Below are 25,410 nucleotides of genomic sequence, written 5' to 3'. Positions count from 1 at the left end.
CGCGATGACCCAGAACGTGCGCGACATCCTGGCGCGGCAGGCGCAGCAGCCCTTCGTCGACTTTCCTTCCCTGATCGCCCGGCATGCGGGCGAGCGGCCCGGCGCGCCCGCCTTCGCGTGCGGCCACGAGACGCTCGACTGGGCGGGACTGGCCCGGCAGGCGGACCGCGTCGCCGCCGCATGCGCCGCCATGGGCGTCGGCCCCGATGGCAAGGTCGCCCTGCTGGCGTCGCCCGGCCTGCGCGCGATCCAGGCTTTCTTCGGCGTGGTGCGGGCCGGCGCCTGCGTGGTGCCGCTGGCCATCTCGGCGACCGCGGCGACCCTGATGGGCATGCTGGGCGATTCGGACGCCACGGTGCTGGTGGCCGATGCCGACGCCCGCGAGACCTTGAAGGACGTCGAGACCGAGTTGATGGCCGCCTTTCCCCGGCGCCTCGTCGCCCTGGATTTCCAGGCGCCCGGCTGGCTGGACTGGGCAGACTGGCTGGCCGGGGGCGGCCAGCCGCCTGCTGTCGATTTCCGGGCCGACCAGGCCTTCAACCTGATCTACAGCTCGGGCACCACCGGCAAGCCCAAGGGCATCCTGCATCACCACGGCATGCGGTCGCGGCAGGCCAACCGCCGCAGCTTCGGGCTGGGGCCGGACAGTGTCATGCTGCTGTCCACCCCGCTGTATTCGAACACCACGCTGCAGCCCATGCTGGCTACCGTGGCCAACGGCGGGCTGACGGTGTTGATGCGCAAGTTCGATGCCGCCGCATACCTGCGGCTGTGCGCCGCGCATCGGGTCAGCCACACCATGCTGGTGCCCGTGCAGTACCAGCGCCTGCTCGCGCACGACGATTTCGCGCATACCGACCTGTCGTCCTTCGTGCTCAAGCAATGCACCGGAGCGCCGCTCGACGCCCGGCTCAAGTCGCAGATCCTGGCGCAGTGGCCGGGCGGACTGCGCGAGATCTACGGCATGACCGAGGGCGGATGCAGCTGCGTGCTCGACGCCCACGAATTCCCGGACAAGCTCGGCACGGTCGGCCGCCCGGCGCCGGACCACGACATGCGCATCGTCGACGACGACGGGCGGGTGCTCGCGCAGGGCGAGGTCGGCGAGATCGTCGGCTGGTCGCCGTACATGATGGCCGGCTACTACAAGCAGCCGCAAGCCACCGAGGCCTTCTACTGGCGCGACGAATCGGGTATCGCCTTTCATCGCAGCGGCGACATCGGCCGCTTCGACGAGGAAGGTTTCCTGATTCTGCTGGACCGCAAGAAGGACCTGATCATCTCCGGCGGATTCAACATCTACGCGACCGACCTGGAGTCGGTGACCGCGGCCCATCCCGAGGTGGCCGACGTGGCGGTCATCGGCATCCCCAGCGAGCAATGGGGCGAGACGCCGTTGGCGCTGGTCGTGCTCAAGCCGGGCAGCGCGCTGGATCCGGAGGCGCTACGGTCATGGGTGAACGGGCAGGTCGGACGCACGCAGCGGCTGGCGGCCGTGGAATATCGAAGCGAGTTGCCGCGTTCCGCGCTGGGCAAGCTGCTCAAGCGCGAACTGCGCCAGCCTTACTGGACATGAAAGGGGAAAGCATGGAGCAAGTCTGCCTGGTGACCGGCGCGACCGGCCGCAACGGCGCGGGGTCGGCCACGATCAAGTTCTTCGCCAGGCAGGGCTGGCGTGTCGTCGTCAATTACTCGCGCGACGAGGGAGCGGCGGAGGCGGTCGCGGCCGAGTGCCGGGCGCTGGGCGCGGCCGACGTGCTGGTGGCGCGGGCCGACGTGACCAGCGACGAGGCCTGCCGCGCGATGGCGCGCGACATCGAGCAGCGCTGGGGGCGCCTGGACGCGCTGGTCAACAACGCGGCCGTCACCACCTTCAACGACCACAAGAACCTGGACGGCCTGTCGTTCGACGACTTCCAGCGCGTGTTCGCCATCAACGTCTCGGGGGTCTATGTCGTCACGCGGGCAATGGCCGATCTGCTGCGGCGGACCGGCAATGCCTCGGTGGTCAACATGTCATCGGTGGGTGGACTGCGCGGCACGGGGTCCAGCATGGCCTACGCCGCGTCCAAGAGCGCGCTCAACGCCATGACCTTCTCGTTCGCGCGCGTGCTGGCGCCCGAGGTCCGCGTCAATGCATTGCTGCCGGGCTTCATCGAGGGCGACTGGCTGATCAACGGGATGGGGCGCGAACGCTACGAAACCGTGCGCGCCGCGCTGATCGCCAAGAACCCGCTCAAGTCGGTGCAGACGCCGGACGAAATCGCCGAGGCGGTCTGGTGGCTGGTGCACGGGCCGGCCGCGCTGACCGGCGAGCTGGTGCAGCTGGACGCGGGAGGGCGCCTGGCGGTGTAGCCGTGCGCGATCAGTCCAGCTTCCTGGCAAAGCCGCGCTGCACGGCGGGCCGTCCCATCAGTGCCGCATACCAGCGCGCCACGTTGGGATAGGCCGCCAGGTCGACCTGATGGCGCTCGTGCCGCCAGGCCCAGCCCAGTATGGCGAAGTCGGCGATGGACAATTCGCCCGCCACGTAGTCGGTCGCGGCCAGGCGGGTGTCCAGCACGCCATACAGGCGGTGCGTCTCGACGCTGAACCGCTGCAGGCCGTAGCGGCGGTCGGTCTCGTCGGCCACCGCGCGGAAATGATGGACTTGCCCCGGGATGGGGCCGAAGCCGCCCATCTGCCACATCAGCCATTCCATCACCGCGGTCTGCGCGCGCAGGTCGGCCGGCAGGAACTTGCCGGTCTTGCGCGCGAGGTAGAACAGGATGGCTCCGGATTCGAACACGCTGATCGGCTGGCCGCCGGGTCCGTCGGTGTCGACGATGGCGGGAATCTTGTTGTTGGGACTGATGCGCAGGAAGGACGCCTCGAACTGCTGCCCGTTGCGGATGTCGACGGGCACCACCTCGTAGGGCAGTTCCATTTCTTCCAGGGCCACACTGATCTTGCGGCCGTTGGGCGTGTTCCAGGCATGGAGCTCGATGGTCATGGGCGCGGTAGCGGTTGGTGGAGGTCGGGGCCATTATCCTCCACTGGCGGCCGGCGCTCCATCGTGTCCCGGACCTAGGACGAGAACGCCGCGCCGGCATCGGCCAGCGTCTCGCTCAGCTTCACCGCCTCCGCGTTCATCATGCCCACCACTTCCTCGCGCCTGTCCCCCCGCAGCCGATGGTTCAGCGCCACGATGCTGATCGCGGCGTAGTGGCTGCCCAGCAGCGTCGGCACGACCACGCCCAGGCCCGTTACCTCGGGCAGGATGTCGCCGTCGTTCAGCGCGTAGCCCAACTGGCAGGCGCGCTCGACCATGTGGTCAAGCACGGTCTCGGACAGTTTTCCGTAGCGGTTCAGCCGGTGCCGGTTCCTGCGCATCACGTCGTCGCGCTCGGCCGCGGGCATGGCGGCCAGCAGGGCCAGGCCGCCGGCCGTGCTGCCCAGCGGGCGCCGCTCGCCCACCATCTGCGTCAGGGCCTTGACCGGATAGCTGCCTTCCGCGCGTTCGATCACCACGCTGTCGGTGCCGCTGCGCGTGGTCAGGAAGACGGTATCGCCGGTGTCGCGCGCCAGCCGGTTCAGCACCGGGCCGCACAGTTCGCGCAGGTTGAAGTGGCAGTTGGCCGCCAGTCCCAGCTCATAGGCCAGCATCCCCAGGAAGTATTCGCGCCTGGTTCCCCGCTGCATCAGCAATCCCTGTTCGACCAGGCAAGCCAGGATGCGATGGGCGGTGGGGGACTTGAGCCCGGTCTCGCGCGCCACCTCGGCCAGCGTGATGCCGGCCGTATTGCGCGCGGCCACCTTCTTCAGGACCAGGATGGTCCGCTCTATGCTTTGCGTGCCCGATGAGTTGGCCTGATTTTCCATATTATGGACTCGTATTGACAGTGATTTGCTGGATAAAACACACTGGATTCACTCTAAACGAGTAAATAAGTGGAAATATATTCCATATTGTGGAGTATGGGGTTTATTTCACCCGGACACACCAGCCTGCTATCCAGGGAGACAGGAAGATGGCGCAGCAACTCAATCAGGCGCACTACGACGTCGTCGTGCTGGGCGGAGGCGCCGCGGGCGTCGCGGCCGCCGCGGCAGCGGCCAGGAACGGCCGCAAGACGCTCATCATCGAGGCCAACCCCATTCTGGGCGGGGAGCTGCTTAGCGGCATGTCGCTGGACGGCGTGCTGAACGCGCGCGGCGAGTACGTGGTGGGCGGCATCTCCGACGAACTGTTCGACGAGTGCAAGCGCATGAACGGTTTCATCGGTCCGGTGCACGACCATCGCCTGATCTGCTATGTGTGCGTCGATCCCGAGATCATGAAGATCGCCGTGATGCGCGTGCTCGACCGCCATGGCGTAACGGCCTGGGTCAATTCGTTCGCCGAGGACGTCGTGGTCCGGGACGGCGTGGTCACCGGCCTGGTGGTGGTCAACAAGAGCGGCCGCACGCTGGTGACGGCGGACCATTTCCTGGACTGCTCGGGCGACGGCGACCTGGCTGCCCGCGCCGGCGCGCCGTTCGAAATGAGCGACGACAGCGGCGACCTGCAGCCGGTGTCGCTGATGTTCCGCGTGGGCAACGTGGACAGCGCGACGCTGCTGCGCTTCGCGCGCGAGAATCCCGCGTCGATGGCGGTGGGCGAAAGCGATTACATCCGCGGCGACAAGACCGACGAGCAGTTGCTGGACCTGCTGGTCGAGCAGGGCCAGCCCTCGGTGTTCTTCAAGAGCGAAGGCCCGTTCCTGGGCGATGCGATCCGCCGCGGCGACCTGGCGCCCACCGCGCTGATCATGATCCAGCCGACCTCCGCTGCCCGCAAGGAGGTCTGCGTCAACGCCACCCGGGTAGGGGGCAACATCGACGGGACCGACACGGCGGCGGTCAGCGCCACCGTGGGCACGTTGATGGAGCAGGTCTGGCAGACGTACGAATTCGTCAAGGGCCACCTGCCGGGTTTCGAGAACTCGGTGTTCGCCGGGCTGGCCCCGCGCGTGGGCGTGCGCGAGACGCGCCGCATCATGGGCGACTACCTGCTGACCAGGGACGACGTGGTGTCGGGCCGCAAGCAGCCGGACTCCGCCGTCGCCAAGGGGGCGCAGCACGTCGACATCCACCAGTCCGGCACGACCCAGATACGCATTCCCATCGCCAACGGCGGTTCCTATGACATCCCGTTCGGCTGCCTGCTGCCCAAGGGACTGAAGAACGTCATGGTCGCGGGCCGCTGCCTGTCGGCCACGCGCGAGGGCATGGGCACGGCGCGTACCATGGGCCCCTGCATGGCCATGGGCCAGGCCGTGGGCACCGCGGCGGCGATGTGCGCCGAACGCGGCGATGCCGACGTGCGCGCCCTGCCGGTGAAGGAATTGCAGGCCAGGCTGCGGGCGCAAGGAGGCGTGATCGACGGCGTGTATTGAACGCCACGCCGCCCGGCGCCACCTTCCGGAGACAAGCGAGGGGGCGCCGGGCGTTTTGCCGACAACGAGGAAGGAGACCAACCATGCATCGTTATCTTGCCAAGTTTTCCCTGGCCCTGGCGCTGGGCTGCACGGCTTTCGCGGCCTGGGCGGGAGCCTATCCGGACCGGCCGCTGAAGATGATCGTGCCTTTCGCCGCCGGGGCGTCGAGCGACATGCTGGGGCGTACCGTGGCCGACGGCCTGGCCACGCGCCTGGGGCAGCCCGTGGTGGTCGAGAACCGGGCCGGCGCGGGCGGCAACATCGGCGCCGATCTCGTCGCCAAGGCCGCCCCGGACGGCTACTCGCTGGGCATCGGATCCATCGGCACCCATGCGACCAACAGCCTGATCTACGGCTCCATGCCGTACGACACCGTGAAGGACTTCACGCCGATCACTCTGGTCGCCGCGGTGTCGCTGGTGCTGGTCGTGCATCCCTCGGTGCCCGCGCGCGACGTCAAGGAACTCATCGCCTACCTGAAGGAACGGCCGGGCAAGGTCAGCTATGCGTCCGGCGGGGTCGGCGCGTCCCAGCACCTGGCCGGCGAACTATTCAAGTATCTTGCCAAGGTGGACATGGTCCACGTGCCCTACAAGGGCAGCGCGGGGTCGGTCCCAGACCTGATCAGCGGCCGCGTTCCGGTCATGTTCGCCGACCTGCCGCTGGTGCTGTCCTACATCCAGAACGGCTCGCTGCGCGCCCTGGCGGTGGGCGACCGCGAGCGCAGTCCGGTGCTGCCGTCGGTGCCCACGCTGGCCGAATCGGGCGTACCCGACTACCAGGCCAACGCCTGGTACGGCTTGTTCGCGCCCGCCGGTACGCCGCCGGACATCGCCAACCGCCTGCAGCGCGAGGTCGCCGCCATTCTCCAGCAGTCCGACGTGCGCAAGCGCCTGATCGCGCAGGGCGCCAATCCCAGCGGCATGGCGCCGGATGATTTCAAGGCGTTCCAGCGCAAGGAGATCGATCGCTGGAAGACGGTGGTGCACGCGGCGAACATCAAGATGGATTGATTCCTAGGGTAAACCCTAGGTTTGAGGTAGAATAATTCCTGATCGCGCCTGTGCTTCGCCGCAGGCGCCGACGCGCTGAACGCTCCGCCACGCAGGCGGAGCCGTCCCTTTCGCGGTCCCCCTCTCCTCCGCCGGTCCGGTATCCGCCGTTCCGGCGCGCCCGCGTTGCTCCGGCAGGTCCGGCGTAACGCGCGTTTTTTCAGGATGCCCATGATTGACGAAGACGATCGCCGTCCGACCGCGCCTGCCCGGCCGCGTCGAACGACGCGCGCCACCGCGGCGCGCTACCTGCTGACTCCCGCCCAGTTGGAAGAAAGCCTGGCCATGGCCGCGCCGCCGTCCGTGCGCAACGCCGTGGTGGCCGGGATGCAGGCGACCCTGGCCGTGGTCGCGGCCCTGGCGTGCTTCCACTATTCGCCGTGGCCGCAACTGGTGGGCTTCGGCGCCCTGGGAGCGCTGGCCTCGCTGTTCGGCCGCTACGCTTCGCGTGCCCGCCGCCGCCGCATGGTCTTCCTGAGTGCCTTCCTGCTGGTCGCGGCCACCTTCGTGACGTCGGTGGCGGCCCATGCCGGGGCCTCGCCCACGACGATGGTGCTGGTCCTGGCGCTGGTGGCGGGGGTGTCCACGGTCGCGGTGTCGAGCTGGAGCCTGGGCGGCCCGGGCGCCGTCATCATCGTGTTCGCGGCGGGCGCAGCGCTGGGCGCGGCCGGGTCCTGGGAGGCGGTTTTCGCGCGCGCCGCGGCCACGGCGGCGGGCGGCGCGCTGGCGTGGGTCATCTGCGTGCCGACCGACCGCCTCAGGCACGAAGAGCCCGCGACGGGCGCCTTTCCCAGCGAGCCTCCCCGCCCCATGCGGCACCGGCTGATCGCCGCCGGCCGCATCGCCACGGGCGCCGCCGTGGCCGCGCTGCTGGCGCACGCGGCCGGCTGGCAGCACCCTTCGTGGGCGGCCATAGGCGCGACCGCCGTCATGCAGGGCGGGCACCTGCACATCACGATGAGCCGCGCGCTGCAACGGATGGCCGGCACCGTCGCCGGCGCCTGCGTGGCGGGCGCGATCCTGGCGCAGTCGCCCTCGTTCTGGATCGTGGTGGCCCTGATCGCGCTCTTCCAGTTCGTGACCGAGATCATCATCGGCTACAACTATGCGCTGGGACAGATCACCGTGACACCCATGGCCCTCCTGATGACGCACCTGGCCGCGCCCGCCGTGGCCGGCAACATGGCGCTCGAGCGCGTCTTCGACACCATGGTCGGCGCGGCGGCGGGCATCGTGCTGGCGGTGCTGTTCTCCAGCCTGGACGACCGGGCCTATCTGGCGCGCCACCGCCGCGCGGCCGCGCTGGGCTGACGCGATGCCCGATCCCCTGGACCCGCTGTTCGATCGCCTGTCCCGCTCGGCTTTTCGCCGACGCTTCCGGCTGGGCCGGCAGGACCGGGACTATCTGGAGGACCGGGGCCTGGAGTCGGTGCTGGCGCACGCGGCGGCGTTCATCGCGACGCGGCTGGCCCCGGCCTTGACGGCGGATGAGCAGGCCTATGTCGTACGCGTCATCGGACGATGGCTGCAAGGCCAGGAGCAGGGGCCGGAAGGGGGGGCGCCGCCGCGCCAGGGGCGGTTGTTCTAAGGCCCGGCGGTGCAGGGCGCGCCTGGGGAACGGGCTGGAAATGCTTTATCATCGGGCGGCTCTTACGCGCAGGCGCCCATCGCCGCGCGGATTCCTGCAGCGTGCCATGCTAGACCCCATCAGCGTCATCTTCGTCACGATTTTCTCCGCCATCATGAGCACGGCGGTGCTGGGGTCGCTGCTGCCCACCGCCATCCCCGGCGTCAGGCGCTGGTTCAACGCCAGCGTGATGGCCATCGTGGCGCTGGCCCTGTTCCTGCTCCAGAACATCGGCCCGCGCTGGCTGACCATCCTCGTCTCCAACCTGTTGCTGGCCATGGCCATGCTGGTCATCCTGCAAGGGTGCAGGCAGTTCGTCGGGATGCAGCCCGTGCGCCGCGCGGAATACGCGGGCTGGGCGGCGCTGCTGGCGGCCATGGCCTACTGGACCTATGTGGTGCCCGACATCGGCACCCGCATCGCGCTGGTGTCGGCGTTCTACACCTACGCTTATGTCGTGGTCGCCGTGATCGTGTTCATGGCGCGTCCGCTGTCCCGTCCGCATTACGCCTATTGGTTCGTCAGCATAGGCGCGTGCCTGGGAGCGGTCGGCCATGTGGGCCGGGGGCTCGCCTACGGCGTGGGATGGGTCCGGCAGACCGAGCTGCTGCAATCGACGCCGGCCAACATCGCTTTCCTGGCCCTGGGCGTGCTGGCGCTGCCCTGGCTGTCGATCGGCATGGTGCTGTTGACCCATGACCGCCTGGCCCACCGGCTCGAACGCCTGGCCAACCTGGACGAACTGACCGGCATCCTGGCGCGGCGCGCGTTCCTCGCGCAGGCCGACGCCGCCGCGCGCACCGCGTCGCGCTCCGGACGGCCGCTGGTGTTCGCCATCGTCGACATCGACCATTTCAAGAACATCAACGACACCTATGGGCATGCCGCGGGAGACCGGGTGCTGGCCCATTTCACCGGCGTGGTGGCCAGCAACCTGCGCGCCGGCGATGCGTTCGGCCGGCTGGGCGGCGAGGAGTTCGCCATCCTTTGTCCGGACACGTCCATGCGGGATGCGGTCAAGCTGCTGAACCGGCTGCGCGCCAGGATCGCGCAGGCTGAAAGCGCGCTGCCGGGGCGCAAGCTCAAGGTCACGTTCAGCGCGGGAGTCGACCAGTACCGCCCCGGCGAGGAACTGAGCAGCCTGATGGCGCGGGCGGATGCCGCGCTGTACACGGCCAAGGCCATGGGGCGGGACCGTGTCGTCACGGTGGCCGCCGACGAGGACCCGGTTCCCGCCGAAGGATCGCCCCGCCTGGCGGAGTAACGGGCCGGCCGCGCTCAGTCCGCGGGCGCGCCCGTCTGCTGCATCAGCCAGCCGCGAAACGCCTGCAAGGCCGGCAGCGTGACGTTCGCCGGCGGATAGACCAGGTAGTACGAAGTCGGCGAGCGCACCACCGGCCCGAAGGGCGACACCAGCCGGCCGTTTTCCAGTTCTTCCTCCACCAGCAGGCGCGGCACCACGGCGGCGCCCAGGCCCGCCACGGCCGCCCGCAGCACCAGCGAGAACGATTCGAACCTCATTCCCCCGGCCGTGCCTTCGGCGGGCAGGCCGCTGGCGGTCAGCCAGTCGTGCCAGGCGTGCGGCCGGAACGTCATCTGCAGCATGGGCACGCGCGGCAGGTCGTCCGGCGAGCGCAGGGTGGTGGCCCCCATCTCCGGCGTACAGACCACGATCATGTGCTCGTCCATCAGCCAGTCCGACCGGGCGCCGGGCCAGCGCGTGTTGCCCAGATTGATGGCGGCGTCCAGGCTGTTGTTGTGGAAGTTGAACGGCAGCCGCGTGACCAGGGTGAGCGTGATGCGGGGATGTTCGCGCTGGAAGCGGGGCAGGCGCGGGATCAGCCATTGCGTGGCGATCGCGGGCACCACGCCCAGGCGCAGCACGCTGGAGGCCGGTTCGGTCGACACCGTTTCGATGATGGCCGACTCCAGCGCGTCGAGCGCCGGCGTCAGCCGCAGCAGCAAGATCTCGCCCGCGGACGTCAGTTGCAGGCGCTTGCGCACGCGCTCGAACAGCCGCACGCCCAGAAAGTCCTCCAGCGCCTGGATCTGGTGGCTTATGGCGCTCTGCGTCAGGTTCAGCGAGTCGGCCGCCTGCGTGAAACTCAGCGTGCGCGCCGACAGCTCGAACGCCTGGAGCATGACGGGCGAGGGGATCTTGCGGCGCATGTCATTAATCCTGCTAATGAATTCATGATGAGACGTCGCTTGTGGGCAGGCGGGCGTCTCCGATAACTTAGTCCCGCGTTTTCGTGGTTGCGGCACCGGCATTGTGCAGGAAGTCTGCTTGCATGGGAGTGAGTCGATGAATCGTCGCGATGTACTGCGTCTGGGAATGGCCGCGAGCCTTGGGGTCGCGGGCAAGGCATGGGCGCAAGAAGCGTTTCCGAACCGCCTGATGAAGGTGGTCGTACCGTATCCCCCCGGGGGCATTACCGACCTGCTGGGGCGCGTGCTGGCGGATATCCTGGCCAAGGAGTTTCCCGCCAAGCCCGTGATCGTCGAGAACAAGGGCGGCGGCACCGGCACCGTGGCCCAGCAGTACATCCTGCAGCAGCCGCACGACGGGCACCTGCTGCTGTCCGGCGGCCTGGGCGGCCTGATCCTGCCGACCATCCTGAACCCCAGCCTGCCCATCAACCCGCAGGAGAACTTCGTTCCCGTGGCGCAACTGGCCGAGCTGATGAACGTACTGGTGGTGGGGCGCGACGTCGAGGCCCGCACGCTGCCGGAACTCGTCGCTTACGGCAAGACGCGCGTGGGCAAGCTCAACTACGGCTCCAACGGCGTCGGGACGCTGGCCCATTTCACCTCGGTGTTGTTCAACCAGCGCGCGGGCACGCATTTCGTCCATATCCCGTACCGCTCCAGCGGCGAGATCATCACCGGCCTGAAGAACGGGGACATCCAGGTGTCCTTTGCCAACCTGCCGTCGGTGGCGGCATTGGTGCGCTCCGGTTCGCTGCGCGCGATCGCGGTGACGGGGGCCAGGCGCGCGCAGGCGCTGCCCGACGTGCCGACCCTGGTGGAACTGGGCATGGAGGACTTCGTCGCGACGGGATGGCTGGGCGGCTACGCGCCGGTGGGCACGCCGCAGGCCAACATCGACAAGTTGTCCGATGCCATCGTCAAGGGCGGCAGGCAGCCCGAGAACATCCAGCGGCTGCAAACGGCGGGCTTCGAAGTGACGGTGCGCGGCCATGCGGACTTCGCCGCCTGGAACCGCAGCGAATTCGTCAAATGGAACGAACTGGCCCGCCGGGAAAACATCCGGCCCGAGGCCTGACCGGGAATTGTCAACGAGGACTGCACATGCTGCCCACCGCAAGAAAACTGGTTTTTTCGGAAGTGCCCATCGTCGATCTGGGGCCGGCCTGGCGTGATGACGCCGGCCGCGCCGAGGTGGCGGACGCCATTGCCGCCGCCGCGGGAACCGTGGGCTTTTTCTACGTCAGGAATCACGGCCTGGCCGAGCAGGATGTCCGCGACATCTTCCAGACCGCCGTGGATTTCCACAGCCTGCCGCTGGAAGCCAAGATGGAGGTTTCGCTCAAGCTCAACGACCATGCGCAGGGCTACCTGCACGGCATGACCAAGGGCAACGACGCGAACATCAAGGAGAACCTCCAGGAGGCATTCCAGATCCGCCGCCCGCTGGCCGACGACGATCCCGACCTGCTGGCCGGCAAGCCGCTGCACGGGCGCATTCCCTGGCCGTCGGCCATGCCGGACCTCAAGCCGCGGATGATGGCGTACTACGACAAGATCAACGGCCTGGGCTATCGGCTGCTGGAGCTGTTCGAGCTCAGCCTGGGGCTGGCGGCCGGCACGCTGAAAGCCAGCTTCGCCAAGGACATGAACTCGCTGCGCCTGCTGCACTACCCGCCGCAGCGCCCCGACGAGTCGGGCGAGCACCTGGGTGCCCGCGGACACACCGATACCAACGCCTTCACCATCCTGGCGCAGGATGCGAACGGCGGGCTGGAGGTGCGCAACCGCGACGGCGAATGGGTGGCCGTGCCGCCGGTCGAGGGGACACTGGTAGTCAACGTGGGCGAGGTGCTGAAGGTCTGGACCGACGGCGTGTTCACCTCGGCGGTGCACCGGGTGATCAACCGCTCCGGCAACGAGCGCTATTCCATTCCGTTCTTCATGTATCCCAGCTTCGATGCGTGGATCCAGCCGCTGATCCGCAATCCCGACCCCGCCAACGTCGCGCCCGAGGACCTGCCGACGTCCTTTCCGCGCGACCGGCCCTTCGTCTACGGCGAACTGAAGGCGCGCAACGTCGCGCGCATCATGCCGCAGAAGAGCGTGGCCTGAGAACGGCGATCGATCATCGAAGGACCCGGAGGGAAGGACATGGCCGCCTACGTCATCGGAGAAGTGAAGATTCTCAAGCCTGCGGAAATGGGCGAGTACGGCCGCATGGTGGCCGAGGCGGTGGCCGCGCATGGCGGGCGCTATCTGGCGCGCGGCGCCGAGCCCGTCGTCCTGGAAGGCGGGCCGGCCCACAACGTGCTGTTGATCGAATTCCCGGACAAGGATGCGGCCCTGGCCTGGTATGCCTCGCCCGCCTACCAGGCGGCCAGGAAGCTGCGCGAGGGCAAGAGCAACCTGAGGCTGATCGTGATCTGAGGCGTCAGCGCGTGGACGCGAGCGCCGCGGGATAGAGCTTGCGCAGGATCTGCTGGCAGGCGTCTTCCAGCACCTTCGTCAATTCCTCGATCGCGGGCTGCGGCTCGGCTTCCTGGCGGGCGCGGGCCCAGATGCGCTGCAGCGCGGCGTCCCGGGCCTGGACCACGTCCATGACTTCGTTGCGCCAGAACGCCGGCGCCTCGCCTTCGACGTAGTCGCCCCGGCCCCGGCCGAAGTGGATGATGGCGAGATAGCGCAGCAGGTCGGCCACCACCAGCGCGTGCAGGAATTCATCGGTCAGGCGGGCCGTGGCGTGGTCGGCGCCCTTGGCCTTGTTGATCCCCCATGCCGCGCCGGCGAAAGTAGCCGCGCCGACGACGGCGCCCACCAGCATGCCGCCGCCCAGGGTCAGGCCGCCGGCCAGCAGGTCGGCCGACGCGCCGGTGGCGGCGCCCGACGCGATGGCGCCCAGCAGCCCAGCCTGTTTCACGTCGACCGGCGCGCTGAAGGCGAAGTTCTCGCGCAACCGCTGGTTCAGCGGGGCCGCCGCGCTGCCCTGGAGTCCGTGCAGCGCCAGCAGCCGGGCCGTGGTTTGGGCGCCGGCGCGCGACAGGCGCGTGGTGATGGCGGCCATGGCCGCTTCTCGCGAGCTTTCCGACGCGGACCGGGCCAGGCCCAGGGTGCCCAGCGCCGACCGGATCGCCGAGGCATCGCCCACGGCTTCGGCATCGCGGGCCGCCTCGACGATCTGGCGGGCGATCAGATCCATGGACTGCTGGAAGCGGTCGAGATTGCGCTTGTCCCAGGCCGCCGCCAGCCGGGCGCTGCCGGGCTGCGCGGCCGCCGGCAGGCAGGCGCGGATGGCGTCGAACAGCACGCGTTCGTGCACCCAACTGCGGGCGAAGGCGTCCAGCGGCACGACGTTGCGCACCACGCCATAGGGCCGCAGGTGGTCCGTCCAGCGCGAGACGTCCTGCTGTTCGCGGGCCGCGGGGCGAGGCGGGCCCATCTGGTTGAGCAGCACCACGACGGGCTTGCCCAGCCACTGGAGGATCTGCATCTCGGGTGCGACGTAGCCCGCGTCCTGCGGATCTTCCGAGGCGTTGACCAGATACAGCACCACGTCCGCGTTGTCGCGCGCGGCCTGCAGCGCGCGCTGGCTGAGCCAGAAGGCGCGGTCGCTGACCCGGTCCCACACCTCGGTCAGGAACCAGCCGACCGGGTTGCCCGCCATCTCCAGCCGCTTGGCCAGCCGCGCGGAATCGCCGAAGCCCGGTGTATCCCACAGGTACAGTTCGTCGCCGTCGGCGGTCGCGAGCAGGCGGTAGGCGTCGGCGGTCTGGGTGACGTGGGCCGCGTCGCGGACCTCGCCCACGTCCGCGCCCAGCAGGGTGCGGGCCAGCGTCGTCTTGCCGGCGTTGGTGTGGGAGACCAGGCAGAGCTGTATGCGGACGGGTTTGTCAGGCATCGGGGGGATGGAGCAGATCGACGAAGGTGACCGGCACCTTGTGCAGCGTGCCGAAATCCTGCCACAGGCGCCGGCGTTCTTCCAGACGGAGGCCGGCGCCGGCCTGGCCGTCGAGGCGCGCCGCATAGGCCGACTGGTCGACGGCCAGCACGATCTTGCCGGGCAGGGCGCGCGCCAGGTGATCCAGGAAGGCGCCGTGGTTCTCGGCTTCGGGCGTGGCCGACAGGTTCACCAGCGCGGCGGTGACGGTCGCGCCTTCGTCCGTCGCGTCCGGCGCGGGCATGCCCTGAGGATCGGCACCGTAGTCCCAGCCGGGCATCACCGCCGCCTGGGCGGTGTCGCCCAGCATGGAGCGCGCCACCGCCTGCAATGCCTGGCCGCGCGTTGCGTCGACGGCGAAGCTGTAGGGAATCACGCGCAGGCGCAGCGGCACGGGGCTGAGCGAACCCAGCAGCTTGCGGTAGTAGGGCAGGCCCATGTCCAGGGGAAAGGCCGCGCGCAGGCGGGTTTCCTTCCAGCGGGCCATCGCCGCCAGCACCAGGCGGGGGATCACGACCACGATGGCCAGCAGCGCAGCGTACAGATGGACCCAGCGGGCGCCGCCCGGGACGAAGCCGGCGGCGTCGAAGCGCAGCGCGGCGATCTCCGCGGGCGTGAAGCCCGGCAGGCGGAACAGCCACGTCGCCGGGGCGAACAGCACGCTCAGGATCGCGTGCACCTGGCCGGCATCGAGGAAGGTGCTTTCCCAGCCAACGCGGTATTCGACGGTCAGGCCGCGCGCGTACAGCGACAGGGCCACGCCGGCGCCGAACAGCGCGGCGCACAGATGAAGAACGCGCTTGCCCCGCGCCTGGTGCAGCGGCGCCGCCAGCCGCTGCCAGTCGAGCGCGAAGCGCGCGCCGGCGGCGGCCAACGCGGGCGAGCCCCGGCGCCGGAGCCAGCCTTCCGGCAGCCAGGGCCGCGCGAACAGCGCCGCGCCCCGTCGCCGCAGCGGCGGTACCGCGAGGGAGACGGCCAGGATCGCGTACATCAGCAGATTCCAGCCCAGCACGCCCAGCAGCGGCGGCGACAACAGGTCCATGCGGTGGGGATTGGCGATGCGTTCGGTCAGCGCGCCGGCCAGGAAGGCCGCCAAGGGAAGCAGCCAGCCGGCCAGGGCGGCCAGGCGAGGAGGATGGCGCATGGCCTTGAGCGCCGGCGTGCGCCGTTCCAGCCCATCCAGCAGCAGGGCCGCGCGGGTTTGCAGGAAACTGCCGGCCGGGTCCCGTCCGGCGTCGCGGCCGCCTTGCAATCCGCACAGATTGCGGGCGCTCAGGCTGGCCTCGCGGCGATCCTCGGCGCGCAGCAACTGGTGTTCGTCGTCGGTGGTTTCCAGGGCGTGGGCTAGCACCACGTCCCTGGCCGCTCGTTCGTCCATCGGCGTCCTGATCGGTTCTCCAAGCCGACAGACTATATAGGAATCGGCATCCGGGGGCAGGGCCCTAGTGCGACGTGTCGGCGGCGGACATCGCCTGGGCCTTGCGCCGTGGCGGCCGGTCCAGCGTCGCGCGCAGGGAGGCGTACTCGTGTTCGATGCGCGTCAGCCGCGTCTGCCGCGCGGCTTCGTCGGTCCAACTGCCCTGCAACGCGCTTTGCCGATCGAAGCGGTACACGAGGCTGGCGTTGTCCAGCAGCGCGGCGTCGCCCGCGGGCTCGAATCCGGCAAGATCGTGCCGGGCCAATTGTTCCTGGCCCGGACGCGTCTGTTCCAATGAAGTCAGGTGGGCGGCCAGGCGCGCCCGCACGGATTCCGGCAGCGCGCGCCGGGCCACGACCAGCGGCGCGGGCAGCGGGTCCGATCGCCACAGCACCGCCAGCCGGCCGTATTCCATCGGAAAACGTTCCTTGAAGCGCGCCAGGTCGGAGCCGGTGGTCAGGCCCACGTCGGCTTCGCCGTTGGCGACCGCCAGCGCATTGGTCTGGTGGCTGCCCTGGACCTCGGTCGCGAAGAAGGCCTCCATGCGCAGCCCGCGCGGCAGGAACAACTGGAGCTGCGGCACCAGATAGCCCGAGAAGGACCGCACCTCGCCCCGCGCCAGGCGCCACTTGGTCGACAGGGCCAGCATCTGGTCCAGCGTGGCGGGCGCGGCGCCGCGCCGGGCGATGAGGACGGTGCGATGGCGGTCGGAGTCGGCGGGCAGCCCGCGGGCGATCACCGTCATGCCATAGCGGGTGACGGCGTCGATGGCCAGTTGGCCCGACAGCACCGCGAGGTCGATGTCGCCCCGCCGCAGGGCCGAGGCCATGGCGTCATAGGACGTCGGCGCGAGCAGCCGCGCCGGCTGGCCGAGCGCCCGCGACAGGTCCGTGACCAGGGGCACCCAGTCGTTGCGCGTTTCCAGCGGACCTTCGACCGGCAGCACGCCCAGCCTGAGCGACTGGCCGTGGACGGCGGAGGCGGCGGCCACCAGCCCCAGCGCCGCCAGGCGCAGCAGGGCGGGCGCCACGAACCGGGAAAGGCGCCGCGGCGGACGGCGAAAAACAGGCATGGGCGCGTCCTGATGAATCGGATCTGTGCTTATGGATTTATTTTTGGTATCTTGTTTTGCTGTAATTGGATTCTTTTTTTGTGTCCATTGCAAGGCGCGTCACAATATTCCCCTTCGAGCCCCTCCTGCCCATGCCCCTGCAAGCGCCCGCCCCGGCCGACCCGGTATTGGAGTTGCTGCTTTCGCGGCTGCGCCTGCACGACACCGTCACCACGCCGTACTACATCCAGTTGCAGCGCCAGATCCAGGCGTTGATAGACGGCGGCGACCTGCGCCCCGGCCACGGGCTGCCGTCCGAGCGCGTGCTGGCCCAGGCGCTGAACCTCAGCCGCACGACCATCAAGCGCTGCTATGACGCGCTGCGCGACGCCCAGGCGGTGGCCAGTTCGCAGGGGCGCGGCGGCACCGTGGTCAAGGCGGCTCCGCGCGTGTCGCCGGCCATGCAGCGGCTCAAGGGCTTCACCGAGGAAATGCGGGAACTGGGGTTGGAGCCCTCGGCCCGGGTGCTGGAGCGTGCCGTGGTCCAGGACCGCATGGTGGCGTCGATCTTCGGGCGGCCCTCGAATGCCGAGTTCCTGAAGCTGGTGCGCGTGCGTCTGGCCGACGACGCGCCCATGTCGCGCGAGGTCGCGTGGTACGACCTTGCCGTCGCGCCCGCGCTGGCGGCATGGGACGGCAAGGGCTCGGCGTACGCCTACCTGCGCGAACATTGCGGCATCGAACTGGCCTGGGCCGACCAGTCGGTCGAGGCCGTGCTCAGCTCGCCGCAGGAAGGCGAGGTCTTCGGTTTTTCCCAGCCCGGCCCCTGCCTGCTGCTGAAGCGGCGATCCCATTCGGTCCACAACACGCTGGTCGAATACGTGGAAGGCACGTTTCGCGGCGACGCCTACGTCTACCGGCTCAAGCTCCGGTCCTGAGCATGGCCTGGAGCCCGGCGTGATCGGGCAGCGAGGCCAGGATGCCGGCGTGGGCGACCGACCACGCACCACAGGCGCCGGCTGTTTTCAGCGCGTCCGCCATGTCCCTTCCACCGGCCAGCGCCCAGCAAAGGCCGGCGCTGAAGGCGTCGCCCGCGCCTATGGTCTTGACCGCGCGGGCGGGAATGGGCGCGGCCACGTGGTGCGTGCCGTCGCGATGCCACGCCGCGCTGCCCTGGTCTCCCAGCGTGACGACCAGCCAGCTCCCGGGCCAGCGCCGCCACAGCATGGGCAAGGCCGCCGCGATTCGGCGCAGCCGCTCGTTCCGGCCGGCTGGCAAGGGGCATTCCAGCAAGGACTGCGCTTCGCCGGCGTTCACGACCAGCACGTCGGTGCAGGCCAGGAGGTCGTCTGGCAGGGCCTGCCAGGGAGACGGATTCAGCACGGACAGGATCCCGTGCGCGCGGGCTCGCGCCAGCGCCGCGCACACCGTGTCGAGGGGGACTTCGAGCTGGGCATAGAGCAGCGCGGCCGAAGCGATGTCGCCTTCCGCCGCGGCGACCTGGTCCGTTCCCAGCGCCTCGTTGGCGCCGGGATGCACGACGATCTGGTTGTCGCCGTTGGCGTCGATGAACCCCGCGCCGTGGCCCGAGGGCTGGCCGCAGCGCAGGACCCGCCGGGTGTCCAGTCCTTCGCCGTGCAGCCATGACAGCAGGCGGTCGGCCGGGGCATCGTTGCCGATCGCCATCAGCAGGTCGACCCGGGCGCCCAGCCGATGGCATCCCACCGCCACGGCCAGGCCCTTGCCCGCCGCCTCGGCGACGAAGCCGCGGGCCCGCAGGGTCTCGCCCAACCGGGGCAGCCGGTCCATTTCCCAGCAGCAGGCCTGCATGAAACTGCCCAGGACGACGATGCGCGGCGGCGTGTCCGACAGGCTCGGGACCTGGTGTCGCGGGTGGCCTTTCATGGTCGAGCAAACCCCTCCTGCGCCGGCGAGCGTCTTGCATTACGACTTCGTAATGGTCTTTGGCGCCCGAATCGCGCGCATGGCGGGCGTGAGCGCCAAATGGCCCCTTTCCGGATAGTAACCGTCGCGACGGTTACGGCGGGGGTGCCGCCACTAGACTGGAAGTTCTCAATAGGAGGACTCGCCATGGCAACATTTCTGGTCTTTATCGGCATCATCGCGGCAACGGTGGCCGTCATATACATCCTGGTCAAGCTCCTGATGATGTTCAACGGCTCGGACAAGGATGAAGAGACCCGGCAGGATGCCACCCCCTCCAACCACCATCACGGCAAGGTGGAAACGGCCCGGAAATAGCGCGGGCCGCGCGCGGCCTTACTTGTCCGAGAACTCGTCGAAGATGAGGCCGCGCAGCCACTGGTTGGACGGTTCGCGGTGGAACTTCGCGTGCCAGAATAGATTGATGCCGATCCGGGGCAGCGCCACCGGATGGTTTACCGCGGTCAGGTTGAACGGTTCCAGGCACTCGTCCGCGTAGCGCTCGGGCACGGTGGCGATCATGTCGGTCGACCGCAGGATGTGGCCGACCGCCACGAAGTGCGGCACGGTCAGGCGCACCTTGCGCTGCACGCCTTTCTTCTTCATGAATTCATCGACGATGCCGTGCCCGGTGCCGGCCGATACCGCCACCACGTGGTCGGCCTTGCGGAACGCGTCCAGCGTCAGCTTGCGGCCGTCCAGTTCGTGGCCGCGCCGGAACATGCAGACGTAGTTCTGCGTGAACAGGCGGCGCTGGAAGAACCCGGCATTGAGCTGCGGCAGCAGCCCGATGGCCAGGTCCACGTGGCCGGCTTCCATTTCATCCCTGAGGTTGACCGTGGTGTTGCGCACCGTGTTGATCGACACGCCGGGCGCGATCCGGGCGGTAGCCTCCATCAGCCTGGGCAGGAAATAGATCTCGCCGATGTCCGTCATGCCTACCGTGAAGGTGCGGCTGCTGCTGGCCGGATCGAAGCTGCTGCGGAAGTTCAGCGTGTCCTGGATGGTGCCGAGCGCATAGGCGATCGGCTCGGCCAGTTGCCGCGCATAGGGCGTGGGTTCCATGCCGCGGGTGGTGCGCAGGAACAGGTCGTCGCCCAGCAGCTTGCGCAGCCGGTTGAGCGCGTTGCTGACGGCAGGCTGCGTCAGCCCGAGCTTCTGGGCCGCGCCGGACACCTTGCGTTCCATCAGCATCTGGTTGAAAACGACCAGCAGATTCAGGTCGATGTCTTTCAGTTCCATGAGGCTACCATTCACGCTGGTGATTGAGTCTATTCACGATATTCTATATATAAATAATTGACCCGTTCCTATACTTTCGTCGACGAAACCAACTACTCCAAGACGCGAGACACACATGGAATTGGTCGTTCAGCCCATGGGCCGCTCGCTGGCGGTGGAGCCGGGCGCGAATCTGCTGCAGACCCTGCGCAGCAACGACGTGCCGGTGTCCTACAGCTGCATGGCCGGCCGTTGCGGCACCTGTCGATGCAAGGTGCTGGACGGCGGCGTGCTGGAGTCGGGCCGCGAGGCCAAACTCACCAATCCGCACGATGGCCGCTACGTGCTGGCCTGCATGAGCGTGCTGACGGACAACTGCACCATCGAAATCCCCGAGGTCGACGAACTGGTGGTGCATCCGGCCAAGGTGCTCAAGGCTTCCGTGGCCAGCGTCGAGGCCGTCACCCACGATATCCGCCGCGTGGTCCTGCGATCAGCCAAGACGCTGGAATTCTCGCCCGGCCAGTACGCGACGCTGCAATTCACGCCCGAGCACATCCGGCCGTATTCCATGGCCTGCCTGAGCGGCAACGAACTGGAGTTCCACGTGCGGGTGGTGCCCGGCGGCCGCGTCTCGGGCTACATCGACACCCAATTGAAAGCAGGCGACCAGGTGCGCGTCAGCGGCCCGCTAGGCACGGCCTACCTGCGCCGCAAGCACGCCGGCCCGATGCTGTGCGTGGCCGGCGGGACCGGGCTGGCGCCCGTGCTGTCCATCGTGCGCGGCGCGCTCGAGGCGGGTATGCGCAACGCCATCCACCTGTACTTCGGCGTGCGTTCCGAGCAGGACGTCTATGGCAAATCCTGGCTCGACGAGCTGGCGGCCCGGCATGACAATCTGCACGTGCACGTCGTCGTGGCGGCCGGGGCCGAACTGCCGGGACACCGCAGCGGCCTGGTGACGGACGCGGTCGACGCCGACTGGGCCGGCCTGTCGGGCTGGCGCGCCTACCTGTGCGGGGCGCCGCCCATGGTCGACGCCGCCACGCTGGTGCTGGCGCGCAAGGGGCTGTCCGCCGACCACGTCTACGCCGACGCATTCTACGCAAGCAGCGATTGACCGCGCCCGCGCGCGATCCCAACCATCACGACAAGGAGGCAAGCATGGGCGAAACCACCGTTTTCCCGCGCGAACTCGAATGGAAGGACAGCGGTTCCAGCCGCATCCCGTTCTGGGCCTATACCGACGAGTCGCTCTACAAGAAGGAGCTGGAACGCTTCTTTTATTCGGGCCATTGGAACTACATCGGCCTGGAGGCCGAGATTCCCAATCCGGGCGACTTCAAGCGCACCGTGGTGGGCGAGCGCTCGGTCATCATGACCCGCGCCGAGGACGAGACCATCCATGTGATCGAGAACGTCTGCGCGCACCGGGGCATGCAGTTCTGCCGCGAACGCAGCGGCAACCGCAAGGAACTCGTCTGTCCCTATCACCAGTGGAACTACACGCTGAAAGGCGACCTGCAGGGCGTGCCGTTCCGGCGCGGGGTCAAGCAGGGCGGCAAGGTCAACGGCGGCATGCCGGCCGACTTCAAGACCGCCGACAACAACCTGAACAAGCTCAAGGTCGCCACCCGGGGCGGCGTCGTGTTCGCCTCGTTCGACCATGACGTGCCGTCGCTGGAGGAATTCCTGGGGCCGGTCATCCTGGGCTACTTCGACCGCCTGTTCAACGGCCGCAAGCTCAAGCTGCTGGGCTACAACCGCCAGCGCATCCCGGGCAACTGGAAGCTGATGCAGGAGAACATCAAGGACCCGTACCATCCGGGGCTGCTGCATACCTGGTTCATCACCTACGGTCTCTGGCGCGCCGACAACAAGTCCGAGCTGAAGATGGACGACCGGTTCCGCCACGCCGCCATGATCTCCACGCGCGGCTCGGCGGGCGTGAAGTCCGAGGTCACCGCCGGCGTGACCAGCTTCAAGGAAACGATGGAGATCAATGACAAGCGCCTGCTCGACATCGTCCACGAGCCGTGGTGGGGCGAGCCCACCGCCGTGATGATGACGATCTTCCCCAGCGTGATCTTCCAGCAGCAGGTCAACAGCGTTTCCACGCGGCACATCCAGCCGAACGGGCATGGTTCGTTCGACTTCGTCTGGACGCACTTCGCCTTCGACGACGACACGCCGGAGATGATCCAGCGCCGCCTGGTCCAGGCCAACCTGTTCGGCCCGGCGGGCTTCGTGTCGGCCGACGACGGCGAGGTCATCGAGTTCTCGCAAAGCGGTTTCGAGCAGAAGCCCTACCACCGCGCGCTGGCGGAGCTGGGCGGGACCGGCGTCGAGAACACGGACCACATGGTGACCGAGACGCTGATCCGCGGCATGTACGAATACTGGCGCAAAGTGATGGATGTCTGAGGGGCCTGGAGAAACGAACATGAACGATTTGCAGACCTACCTGGAAGTGGTCCGCCTGCATGCCGACTACGCGGCGGTCGTGGACAGCCGGCAATGGGCGGAGTGGCCCGACTTCTTCCTGGACGAGTGCGAGTACAAGATCCAGCCGCGCGAGAACTTCGACCGCGGGCTGCCGCTGGCCACGCTCTACCTGATCAGCAAGGGCATGCTGAAGGACCGCGTCTACGGCATCAGCGAGACCCTGTTCCACGATCCCTATTACCAGCGGCACGTGTGCGGCCTGCCCCGCATCCTGAAGGACGAGGGCGGCGAGCTGCACGTGGAGGCGAACTACGCCGTGTTCCGCACCAAGCTGACCGGCGAGTCCACGGTGTTCAACGTGGGCCGCTACATCGACCGCATCCGGCGCACCCCCGAGGGACTGAAGTTCGCGTCGCGCGTGTGCGTGTTCGATACCGAGATGATTCCCAATTCCCTGATCTATCCGATTTGAGGTGACCATGGCAGACTGGACCGATGTGGCGGCGACGGATGACGTGCCGGAAGACGACGTGATCGGCGTGCAGGCGGCGGGCAAGGACCTGGCGCTGTACAGCGTGGAAGGAGCGTTCTACGCTACCGACAACATCTGTACGCACGGCCACGCACGTTTGTGCGATGGCTTCCTGGAGGGCGCCGAGATCGAATGCCCGCTGCACCAGGGCCGCTTCGACGTGCGCAACGGCAAGGCGATGTGCGCGCCGTTGACCGAAGACATCAAGACCTACCCTCTCAAGGTCGAGGGCGGACGCATCTGGCTGCAGCTGAGCTAGCCCGATGCGGTACTTGCGACAAGGAGACATGCATGCAGGAGCCTGACCAGGCCGGCCGCCCGCTACGGGCCTATACCGATCCGGCCTATCGCCCGCTGTGCGCGACGCTGGCCGAGGTCCGCGCCAACATCGACCGGCTCGACGACGAGATCGTGGCGCTGCTGGCGCAGCGCGCCATGTACGTGAAGGATGCCGCGCGCTTCAAGAAGGACGCCTTCCAGGTCAGCGCCCCGGCGCGCCAGGCCGAGGTGTTCGCCAAGGTACGCGCGCTGGCCACCCGCCACAACCGGGGGTTCGAGGGCCTGGAGGACGTGGTGGATGCCGGCTACCGGGCGTTGGTGGCCGCGTTCATCGCCGTCGAGCAGAAGTATCATGACAGAATGACCAGTACGGAGGACGGACATGCATAAGGAATGGAAGCGCGCCGCGGCGCGAGGAATGATGGCCGCGCTGGTGGCCTGCGCGCTGCCGCTCGCGGCCCAGGCGCAGGCCTGGCCGGCCCGTCCGCTGAAACTGATCGTGCCGTTCGGACCCGGCTCCAGCCCCGACCAGGTCGCGCGCGTGGTGGGCGATCGCCTGGGCGGCCTCCTGGGCCAGACCGTGGTGGTCGAGAACCGCCCCGGCGCCAGCGGCAACATCGGCACCAACGCCATCGCCAAGGCGCCGCCCGACGGCTACACCTTCGGCGTGTCGATTACCGGCCCGCTGGTCAACAACACGGTGCTGTTCGACTCGCTGCCCTACGATCCCGCCAAGGACATCGCGCCGCTGACGCTGGCGGTGCACCAGCCCAACGTGCTGGTGGTGCCGGCCTCGTCGGGCATCGCCAACGTGGCGCAACTGCTGGATACGCTGAAGAAGAACCCCGACAAGTACAACTTCCCGTCCACCGGCGCCGGCACGGTCTCGCACCTGTCGGTGGAGCTGATGCTGCAGCAGATCGGCGCCAAGGCGGTGCACGCGCCTTATCCTTCGTCTCCGGCCGCGCTGACCTCGCTGCTGTCCGGCGACACCCAGTTCGCCGCGCTGCCGCCCATCGCCGTCATGCCCATGGTGAAGGACGGCCGGCTCAAGGCCCTGGCGGTGACCTCGTCCAAGCGTTCGGCCCTGCTGCCCGACATCCCGACCCTGAGCGAAGCCGGCGTGCCCGGCATCGAGGGGTCGGCCTGGATAGGCTTCGTGATTTCGTCCAAGGTGCCGGCCGACATCCAGAAGAAGCTGTCGGATGCGCTGATCACCGCGCTGAAGGACCCCGAGGTCGGCAAGAAGCTCGAGACGCAGTACATGGAGCCCGCCGCCACGACGCCGCAGGAGTTCCGCCGCTACATGGACGACGAGCTCAAGCGCTGGGCGCCGTTGATCAGGAAGCTGGGGTTGAAGGGGCAATAGCGGTCATGCCGTCGGGCTGGACAAGGTCAGGGGAACATCTGCGCCGTATGCTTGAGCCTCAGGATTTCCGCGATGCGAGCCTTGGCCTGTATACGGTAAAAAACGATGTAGTGCCGATGCACTACCAGTTCCCTCACGAAGCCAGGCAGGCCCGGCCTGCCGGTACGGCCGCTCTTGGGATGCTGCGCGAGCAGCAAGGTCTTATCGCGTAGTTCCCGGCCGAACGCCAACGCTTCGGCCGGACTGTCCTGGGCAATGTAGTCGATGATGCTTTCGAGGTCCGCCTCGGCCAGGGGGCGCCAGAGGATTTGGTAAAGCGGTGTCGTCTTCGACATTGGTTCAGGAGCGTTTTGCTGCTGCCGTCTTGTGGCGGGCGACGCGGGTTTCCATCCTGGTCATGATGTCATCGTGCGGGGTGCTCGGCCGCGGATCGTCGATGGCCGCCTGGATCTCGTCGGCTATCCATGAGTTATAGGCGGCCGCTTCGTGGGCCTTGCGCAGCGCTTGAGCGCGGCCGTCGCTGGAGCGGGCGACCGGTTCGCGAGCTGCTGGATCCCATTCGCTGGCATCGAAGCGGCCCATAGTAATGCCCGCGATGCGCAGGACGTTCAATGCTGCGGCCGGGTTGCTGAAACGCCGGGGTTCGCTGCTGCGCGCCTTGGTCAATACGGCGTCAGATCCGTTGCGTGTCGATATCTGGACAAGGAAGGCGCCGCCTTGTCCTTTCAGTGTCACGTCGGTAACGCCGCCGACCTCGCTGACAGTGCGAAGCTGCTCAAGGGTCATGCTTAGCATGGCGTTCTCCTGAAGTGAAGGAAATCAATAACTATTGTGCAGAGTTTATTGATTTCATGCAATTTCAGGACAAG

Annotated in this window: 28 protein-coding genes; 18 read left to right on the top strand and 10 right to left on the bottom strand. The window is 68.1% G+C overall.

All coding sequences use genetic code 11. The annotated features are described in order from the left end of the window. The first annotated feature begins 4 nt into the window (after positions 1-4). Together EGT29_RS24080 and EGT29_RS24075 are read left to right on the top strand one after the other, a co-directional pair. Positions 5-1,576, top strand: coding sequence for a class I adenylate-forming enzyme family protein (locus EGT29_RS24080; protein WP_161567946.1), 1,572 nt, complete (start codon positions 5-7; stop codon positions 1,574-1,576). Between the two features lie 11 nt (positions 1,577-1,587). Then, positions 1,588-2,355, top strand: coding sequence for an SDR family NAD(P)-dependent oxidoreductase (locus EGT29_RS24075; RefSeq protein ID WP_161567945.1), 768 nt, complete (start codon positions 1,588-1,590; stop codon positions 2,353-2,355). Positions 2,356-2,365: 10 nt separating this feature from the next. On the opposite strand, the gene EGT29_RS24070 is transcribed toward EGT29_RS24075, so the two are convergent. Continuing rightward, positions 2,366-2,992 (bottom strand): glutathione S-transferase family protein, encoded by a 627-nt coding sequence (locus EGT29_RS24070; RefSeq protein WP_124691356.1) that lies wholly within the window; start codon positions 2,990-2,992, stop codon positions 2,366-2,368. Positions 2,993-3,066: 74 nt separating this feature from the next. Then, positions 3,067-3,861 carry an IclR family transcriptional regulator gene (locus EGT29_RS24065; protein ID WP_124691355.1) on the bottom strand — a complete coding sequence of 265 codons (795 nt, stop codon included), beginning with the start codon at positions 3,859-3,861 and terminating at the stop codon, positions 3,067-3,069. Between the two features lie 149 nt (positions 3,862-4,010). Between EGT29_RS24065 and EGT29_RS24060 the strand changes: the two genes are divergently transcribed. From EGT29_RS24060 to EGT29_RS24040, 5 genes are all read left to right on the top strand, one after another. Further along, the gene (locus tag EGT29_RS24060) at positions 4,011-5,417 is read left to right on the top strand and encodes an FAD-dependent oxidoreductase (protein WP_124691354.1); all 1,407 of its coding nucleotides are present in this window, start codon (positions 4,011-4,013) and stop codon (positions 5,415-5,417) included. Positions 5,418-5,500: 83 nt separating this feature from the next. Further along, positions 5,501-6,472 (top strand): tripartite tricarboxylate transporter substrate binding protein, encoded by a 972-nt coding sequence (locus tag EGT29_RS24055; RefSeq protein ID WP_124691353.1) that lies wholly within the window; start codon positions 5,501-5,503, stop codon positions 6,470-6,472. 210 nt (positions 6,473-6,682) lie between these two features. Continuing rightward, complete coding sequence (locus tag EGT29_RS24050) at positions 6,683-7,822, top strand: FUSC family protein (protein ID WP_124691352.1); 1,140 nt, start codon at positions 6,683-6,685, stop codon at positions 7,820-7,822. A 4-nt stretch (positions 7,823-7,826) separates the two neighbouring features. After that, complete coding sequence (locus tag EGT29_RS24045; RefSeq protein ID WP_124691351.1) at positions 7,827-8,099, top strand: DUF4186 family protein; 273 nt, start codon at positions 7,827-7,829, stop codon at positions 8,097-8,099. Between the two features lie 106 nt (positions 8,100-8,205). Next, on the top strand, positions 8,206-9,402 hold the full coding sequence (locus EGT29_RS24040) for a GGDEF domain-containing protein (protein ID WP_124691350.1): 1,197 nt from the start codon (positions 8,206-8,208) through the stop codon (positions 9,400-9,402). Between the two features lie 14 nt (positions 9,403-9,416). On the opposite strand, the gene EGT29_RS24035 is transcribed toward EGT29_RS24040, so the two are convergent. Continuing rightward, the gene (locus EGT29_RS24035; RefSeq protein ID WP_161567944.1) at positions 9,417-10,307 is read right to left on the bottom strand and encodes a LysR substrate-binding domain-containing protein; all 891 of its coding nucleotides are present in this window, start codon (positions 10,305-10,307) and stop codon (positions 9,417-9,419) included. A gap of 136 nt (positions 10,308-10,443) precedes the next feature. Here EGT29_RS24035 and EGT29_RS24030 point away from each other — a divergent pair, with 136 nt between their 5' ends. From EGT29_RS24030 to EGT29_RS24020, 3 genes are read left to right on the top strand one after another with little or no spacing between them, the layout of a single operon-like run. After that, positions 10,444-11,424 (top strand): tripartite tricarboxylate transporter substrate binding protein, encoded by a 981-nt coding sequence (locus tag EGT29_RS24030; protein WP_124691348.1) that lies wholly within the window; start codon positions 10,444-10,446, stop codon positions 11,422-11,424. Positions 11,425-11,450: 26 nt separating this feature from the next. Next, positions 11,451-12,461 carry an isopenicillin N synthase family oxygenase gene (locus tag EGT29_RS24025; protein WP_161567943.1) on the top strand — a complete coding sequence of 337 codons (1,011 nt, stop codon included), beginning with the start codon at positions 11,451-11,453 and terminating at the stop codon, positions 12,459-12,461. A gap of 39 nt (positions 12,462-12,500) precedes the next feature. Then, the gene (locus EGT29_RS24020) at positions 12,501-12,776 is read left to right on the top strand and encodes a DUF1330 domain-containing protein (RefSeq protein ID WP_124691346.1); all 276 of its coding nucleotides are present in this window, start codon (positions 12,501-12,503) and stop codon (positions 12,774-12,776) included. Between the two features lie 4 nt (positions 12,777-12,780). Here EGT29_RS24020 and EGT29_RS24015 read toward each other — a convergent pair whose 3' ends face one another. The 3 genes from EGT29_RS24015 to EGT29_RS24005 form a co-directional block, all read right to left on the bottom strand. Next, complete coding sequence (locus EGT29_RS24015) at positions 12,781-14,244, bottom strand: DUF3482 domain-containing protein (protein ID WP_124691345.1); 1,464 nt, start codon at positions 14,242-14,244, stop codon at positions 12,781-12,783. Continuing rightward, entirely contained in the window at positions 14,237-15,661 is a 1,425-nt protein-coding gene (locus tag EGT29_RS24010; RefSeq protein ID WP_124691344.1) for a DUF2868 domain-containing protein, read from the bottom strand. The genes EGT29_RS24015 and EGT29_RS24010 overlap by 8 nt, the downstream gene beginning before the upstream one ends. Positions 15,662-15,725: 64 nt before the next feature. Then, on the bottom strand, positions 15,726-16,772 hold the full coding sequence (locus EGT29_RS24005; protein ID WP_124691343.1) for a phosphate/phosphite/phosphonate ABC transporter substrate-binding protein: 1,047 nt from the start codon (positions 16,770-16,772) through the stop codon (positions 15,726-15,728). 131 nt (positions 16,773-16,903) lie between these two features. On the opposite strand from EGT29_RS24005, the gene EGT29_RS24000 reads away from it, so the two are divergent. Next, positions 16,904-17,689: a GntR family transcriptional regulator gene (locus EGT29_RS24000; RefSeq protein ID WP_124691342.1), complete on the top strand. Its 786-nt coding sequence runs from the start codon at positions 16,904-16,906 to the stop codon at positions 17,687-17,689. On the opposite strand, the gene EGT29_RS23995 is transcribed toward EGT29_RS24000, so the two are convergent. Further along, complete coding sequence (locus EGT29_RS23995) at positions 17,673-18,656, bottom strand: ribokinase (RefSeq protein WP_124691341.1); 984 nt, start codon at positions 18,654-18,656, stop codon at positions 17,673-17,675. The genes EGT29_RS24000 and EGT29_RS23995 overlap by 17 nt on opposite strands. Positions 18,657-18,842: 186 nt before the next feature. On the opposite strand from EGT29_RS23995, the gene EGT29_RS28535 reads away from it, so the two are divergent. Continuing rightward, entirely contained in the window at positions 18,843-19,013 is a 171-nt protein-coding gene (locus EGT29_RS28535; RefSeq protein ID WP_161567942.1) for a hypothetical protein, read from the top strand. A gap of 18 nt (positions 19,014-19,031) precedes the next feature. Here the strand turns inward: EGT29_RS28535 and EGT29_RS23990 are convergent, their stop codons facing one another. After that, positions 19,032-19,937 (bottom strand): LysR family transcriptional regulator, encoded by a 906-nt coding sequence (locus tag EGT29_RS23990; protein ID WP_124691340.1) that lies wholly within the window; start codon positions 19,935-19,937, stop codon positions 19,032-19,034. A gap of 115 nt (positions 19,938-20,052) precedes the next feature. Between EGT29_RS23990 and EGT29_RS23985 the strand changes: the two genes are divergently transcribed. Genes EGT29_RS23985 through EGT29_RS23960 form a run of 6 tightly spaced genes read left to right on the top strand, consistent with a single transcriptional unit; the run spans position 20,053 to position 24,541 of the window. After that, positions 20,053-21,036 carry a 2Fe-2S iron-sulfur cluster-binding protein gene (locus tag EGT29_RS23985; RefSeq protein WP_124691339.1) on the top strand — a complete coding sequence of 328 codons (984 nt, stop codon included), beginning with the start codon at positions 20,053-20,055 and terminating at the stop codon, positions 21,034-21,036. A gap of 44 nt (positions 21,037-21,080) precedes the next feature. Next, positions 21,081-22,340 carry an aromatic ring-hydroxylating dioxygenase subunit alpha gene (locus tag EGT29_RS23980; RefSeq protein WP_124691338.1) on the top strand — a complete coding sequence of 420 codons (1,260 nt, stop codon included), beginning with the start codon at positions 21,081-21,083 and terminating at the stop codon, positions 22,338-22,340. A 19-nt stretch (positions 22,341-22,359) separates the two neighbouring features. After that, complete coding sequence (locus EGT29_RS23975; protein ID WP_124691337.1) at positions 22,360-22,833, top strand: aromatic-ring-hydroxylating dioxygenase subunit beta; 474 nt, start codon at positions 22,360-22,362, stop codon at positions 22,831-22,833. Between the two features lie 7 nt (positions 22,834-22,840). Then, positions 22,841-23,152, top strand: a complete 312-nt coding sequence (locus EGT29_RS23970; protein WP_124691336.1) for a non-heme iron oxygenase ferredoxin subunit — start codon at positions 22,841-22,843, stop codon at positions 23,150-23,152. Between the two features lie 32 nt (positions 23,153-23,184). Beyond that, entirely contained in the window at positions 23,185-23,562 is a 378-nt protein-coding gene (locus EGT29_RS23965; protein ID WP_124691335.1) for a chorismate mutase, read from the top strand. Beyond that, positions 23,555-24,541, top strand: a complete 987-nt coding sequence (locus EGT29_RS23960; protein WP_124691334.1) for a tripartite tricarboxylate transporter substrate binding protein — start codon at positions 23,555-23,557, stop codon at positions 24,539-24,541. The genes EGT29_RS23965 and EGT29_RS23960 overlap by 8 nt, the downstream gene beginning before the upstream one ends. Before the next feature lie 26 nt (positions 24,542-24,567). On the opposite strand, the gene EGT29_RS23955 is transcribed toward EGT29_RS23960, so the two are convergent. Continuing rightward, a complete protein-coding gene (locus EGT29_RS23955; protein WP_124691333.1) occupies positions 24,568-24,876 on the bottom strand; it encodes a type II toxin-antitoxin system RelE/ParE family toxin in 309 nt (102 codons plus the stop codon). Between the two features lie 4 nt (positions 24,877-24,880). Further along, positions 24,881-25,336, bottom strand: coding sequence for a hypothetical protein (locus EGT29_RS23950; RefSeq protein ID WP_124691332.1), 456 nt, complete (start codon positions 25,334-25,336; stop codon positions 24,881-24,883). Positions 25,337-25,410 lie beyond the last annotated feature (74 nt).

The organism is Pigmentiphaga sp. H8 (assembly GCF_003854895.1).
Classification (GTDB): domain Bacteria; phylum Pseudomonadota; class Gammaproteobacteria; order Burkholderiales; family Burkholderiaceae_B; genus Pigmentiphaga.
This window is presented reverse-complemented; position numbering and strand designations above follow the sequence as displayed.

Excerpts from the sequence above, each read along its gene's own strand:
- EGT29_RS24025 (WP_161567943.1), top strand. The coding sequence starts at position 11,451 with ATGCTGCCCACCGCAAGAAAACTGGTTTTTTCGGAAGTGCCCATCGTC.
- EGT29_RS24050 (WP_124691352.1), top strand. The coding sequence starts at position 6,683 with ATGATTGACGAAGACGATCGCCGTCCGACCGCGCCTGCCCGGCCGCGT.
- EGT29_RS24045 (WP_124691351.1), top strand. The coding sequence starts at position 7,827 with ATGCCCGATCCCCTGGACCCGCTGTTCGATCGCCTGTCCCGCTCGGCT.
- EGT29_RS23995 (WP_124691341.1), bottom strand. The coding sequence starts at position 18,656 with ATGAAAGGCCACCCGCGACACCAGGTCCCGAGCCTGTCGGACACGCCG.
- EGT29_RS24075 (WP_161567945.1), top strand. The coding sequence starts at position 1,588 with ATGGAGCAAGTCTGCCTGGTGACCGGCGCGACCGGCCGCAACGGCGCG.
- EGT29_RS24070 (WP_124691356.1), bottom strand. The coding sequence starts at position 2,992 with ATGACCATCGAGCTCCATGCCTGGAACACGCCCAACGGCCGCAAGATC.
- EGT29_RS23950 (WP_124691332.1), bottom strand. The coding sequence starts at position 25,336 with ATGCTAAGCATGACCCTTGAGCAGCTTCGCACTGTCAGCGAGGTCGGC.
- EGT29_RS24015 (WP_124691345.1), bottom strand. The coding sequence starts at position 14,244 with ATGCCTGACAAACCCGTCCGCATACAGCTCTGCCTGGTCTCCCACACC.
- EGT29_RS24035 (WP_161567944.1), bottom strand. The coding sequence starts at position 10,307 with ATGCGCCGCAAGATCCCCTCGCCCGTCATGCTCCAGGCGTTCGAGCTG.
- EGT29_RS23985 (WP_124691339.1), top strand. The coding sequence starts at position 20,053 with ATGGAATTGGTCGTTCAGCCCATGGGCCGCTCGCTGGCGGTGGAGCCG.
- EGT29_RS24020 (WP_124691346.1), top strand. The coding sequence starts at position 12,501 with ATGGCCGCCTACGTCATCGGAGAAGTGAAGATTCTCAAGCCTGCGGAA.
- EGT29_RS24060 (WP_124691354.1), top strand. The coding sequence starts at position 4,011 with ATGGCGCAGCAACTCAATCAGGCGCACTACGACGTCGTCGTGCTGGGC.
- EGT29_RS23980 (WP_124691338.1), top strand. The coding sequence starts at position 21,081 with ATGGGCGAAACCACCGTTTTCCCGCGCGAACTCGAATGGAAGGACAGC.
- EGT29_RS23975 (WP_124691337.1), top strand. The coding sequence starts at position 22,360 with ATGAACGATTTGCAGACCTACCTGGAAGTGGTCCGCCTGCATGCCGAC.
- EGT29_RS24010 (WP_124691344.1), bottom strand. The coding sequence starts at position 15,661 with ATGGACGAACGAGCGGCCAGGGACGTGGTGCTAGCCCACGCCCTGGAA.
- EGT29_RS24030 (WP_124691348.1), top strand. The coding sequence starts at position 10,444 with ATGAATCGTCGCGATGTACTGCGTCTGGGAATGGCCGCGAGCCTTGGG.
- EGT29_RS24080 (WP_161567946.1), top strand. The coding sequence starts at position 5 with ATGACCCAGAACGTGCGCGACATCCTGGCGCGGCAGGCGCAGCAGCCC.
- EGT29_RS28535 (WP_161567942.1), top strand. The coding sequence starts at position 18,843 with ATGGCAACATTTCTGGTCTTTATCGGCATCATCGCGGCAACGGTGGCC.
- EGT29_RS24055 (WP_124691353.1), top strand. The coding sequence starts at position 5,501 with ATGCATCGTTATCTTGCCAAGTTTTCCCTGGCCCTGGCGCTGGGCTGC.
- EGT29_RS24000 (WP_124691342.1), top strand. The coding sequence starts at position 16,904 with ATGCCCCTGCAAGCGCCCGCCCCGGCCGACCCGGTATTGGAGTTGCTG.
- EGT29_RS24065 (WP_124691355.1), bottom strand. The coding sequence starts at position 3,861 with ATGGAAAATCAGGCCAACTCATCGGGCACGCAAAGCATAGAGCGGACC.
- EGT29_RS23960 (WP_124691334.1), top strand. The coding sequence starts at position 23,555 with ATGCATAAGGAATGGAAGCGCGCCGCGGCGCGAGGAATGATGGCCGCG.
- EGT29_RS23955 (WP_124691333.1), bottom strand. The coding sequence starts at position 24,876 with ATGTCGAAGACGACACCGCTTTACCAAATCCTCTGGCGCCCCCTGGCC.
- EGT29_RS24040 (WP_124691350.1), top strand. The coding sequence starts at position 8,206 with ATGCTAGACCCCATCAGCGTCATCTTCGTCACGATTTTCTCCGCCATC.
- EGT29_RS23965 (WP_124691335.1), top strand. The coding sequence starts at position 23,185 with ATGCAGGAGCCTGACCAGGCCGGCCGCCCGCTACGGGCCTATACCGAT.
- EGT29_RS24005 (WP_124691343.1), bottom strand. The coding sequence starts at position 16,772 with ATGCCTGTTTTTCGCCGTCCGCCGCGGCGCCTTTCCCGGTTCGTGGCG.
- EGT29_RS23990 (WP_124691340.1), bottom strand. The coding sequence starts at position 19,937 with ATGGAACTGAAAGACATCGACCTGAATCTGCTGGTCGTTTTCAACCAG.
- EGT29_RS23970 (WP_124691336.1), top strand. The coding sequence starts at position 22,841 with ATGGCAGACTGGACCGATGTGGCGGCGACGGATGACGTGCCGGAAGAC.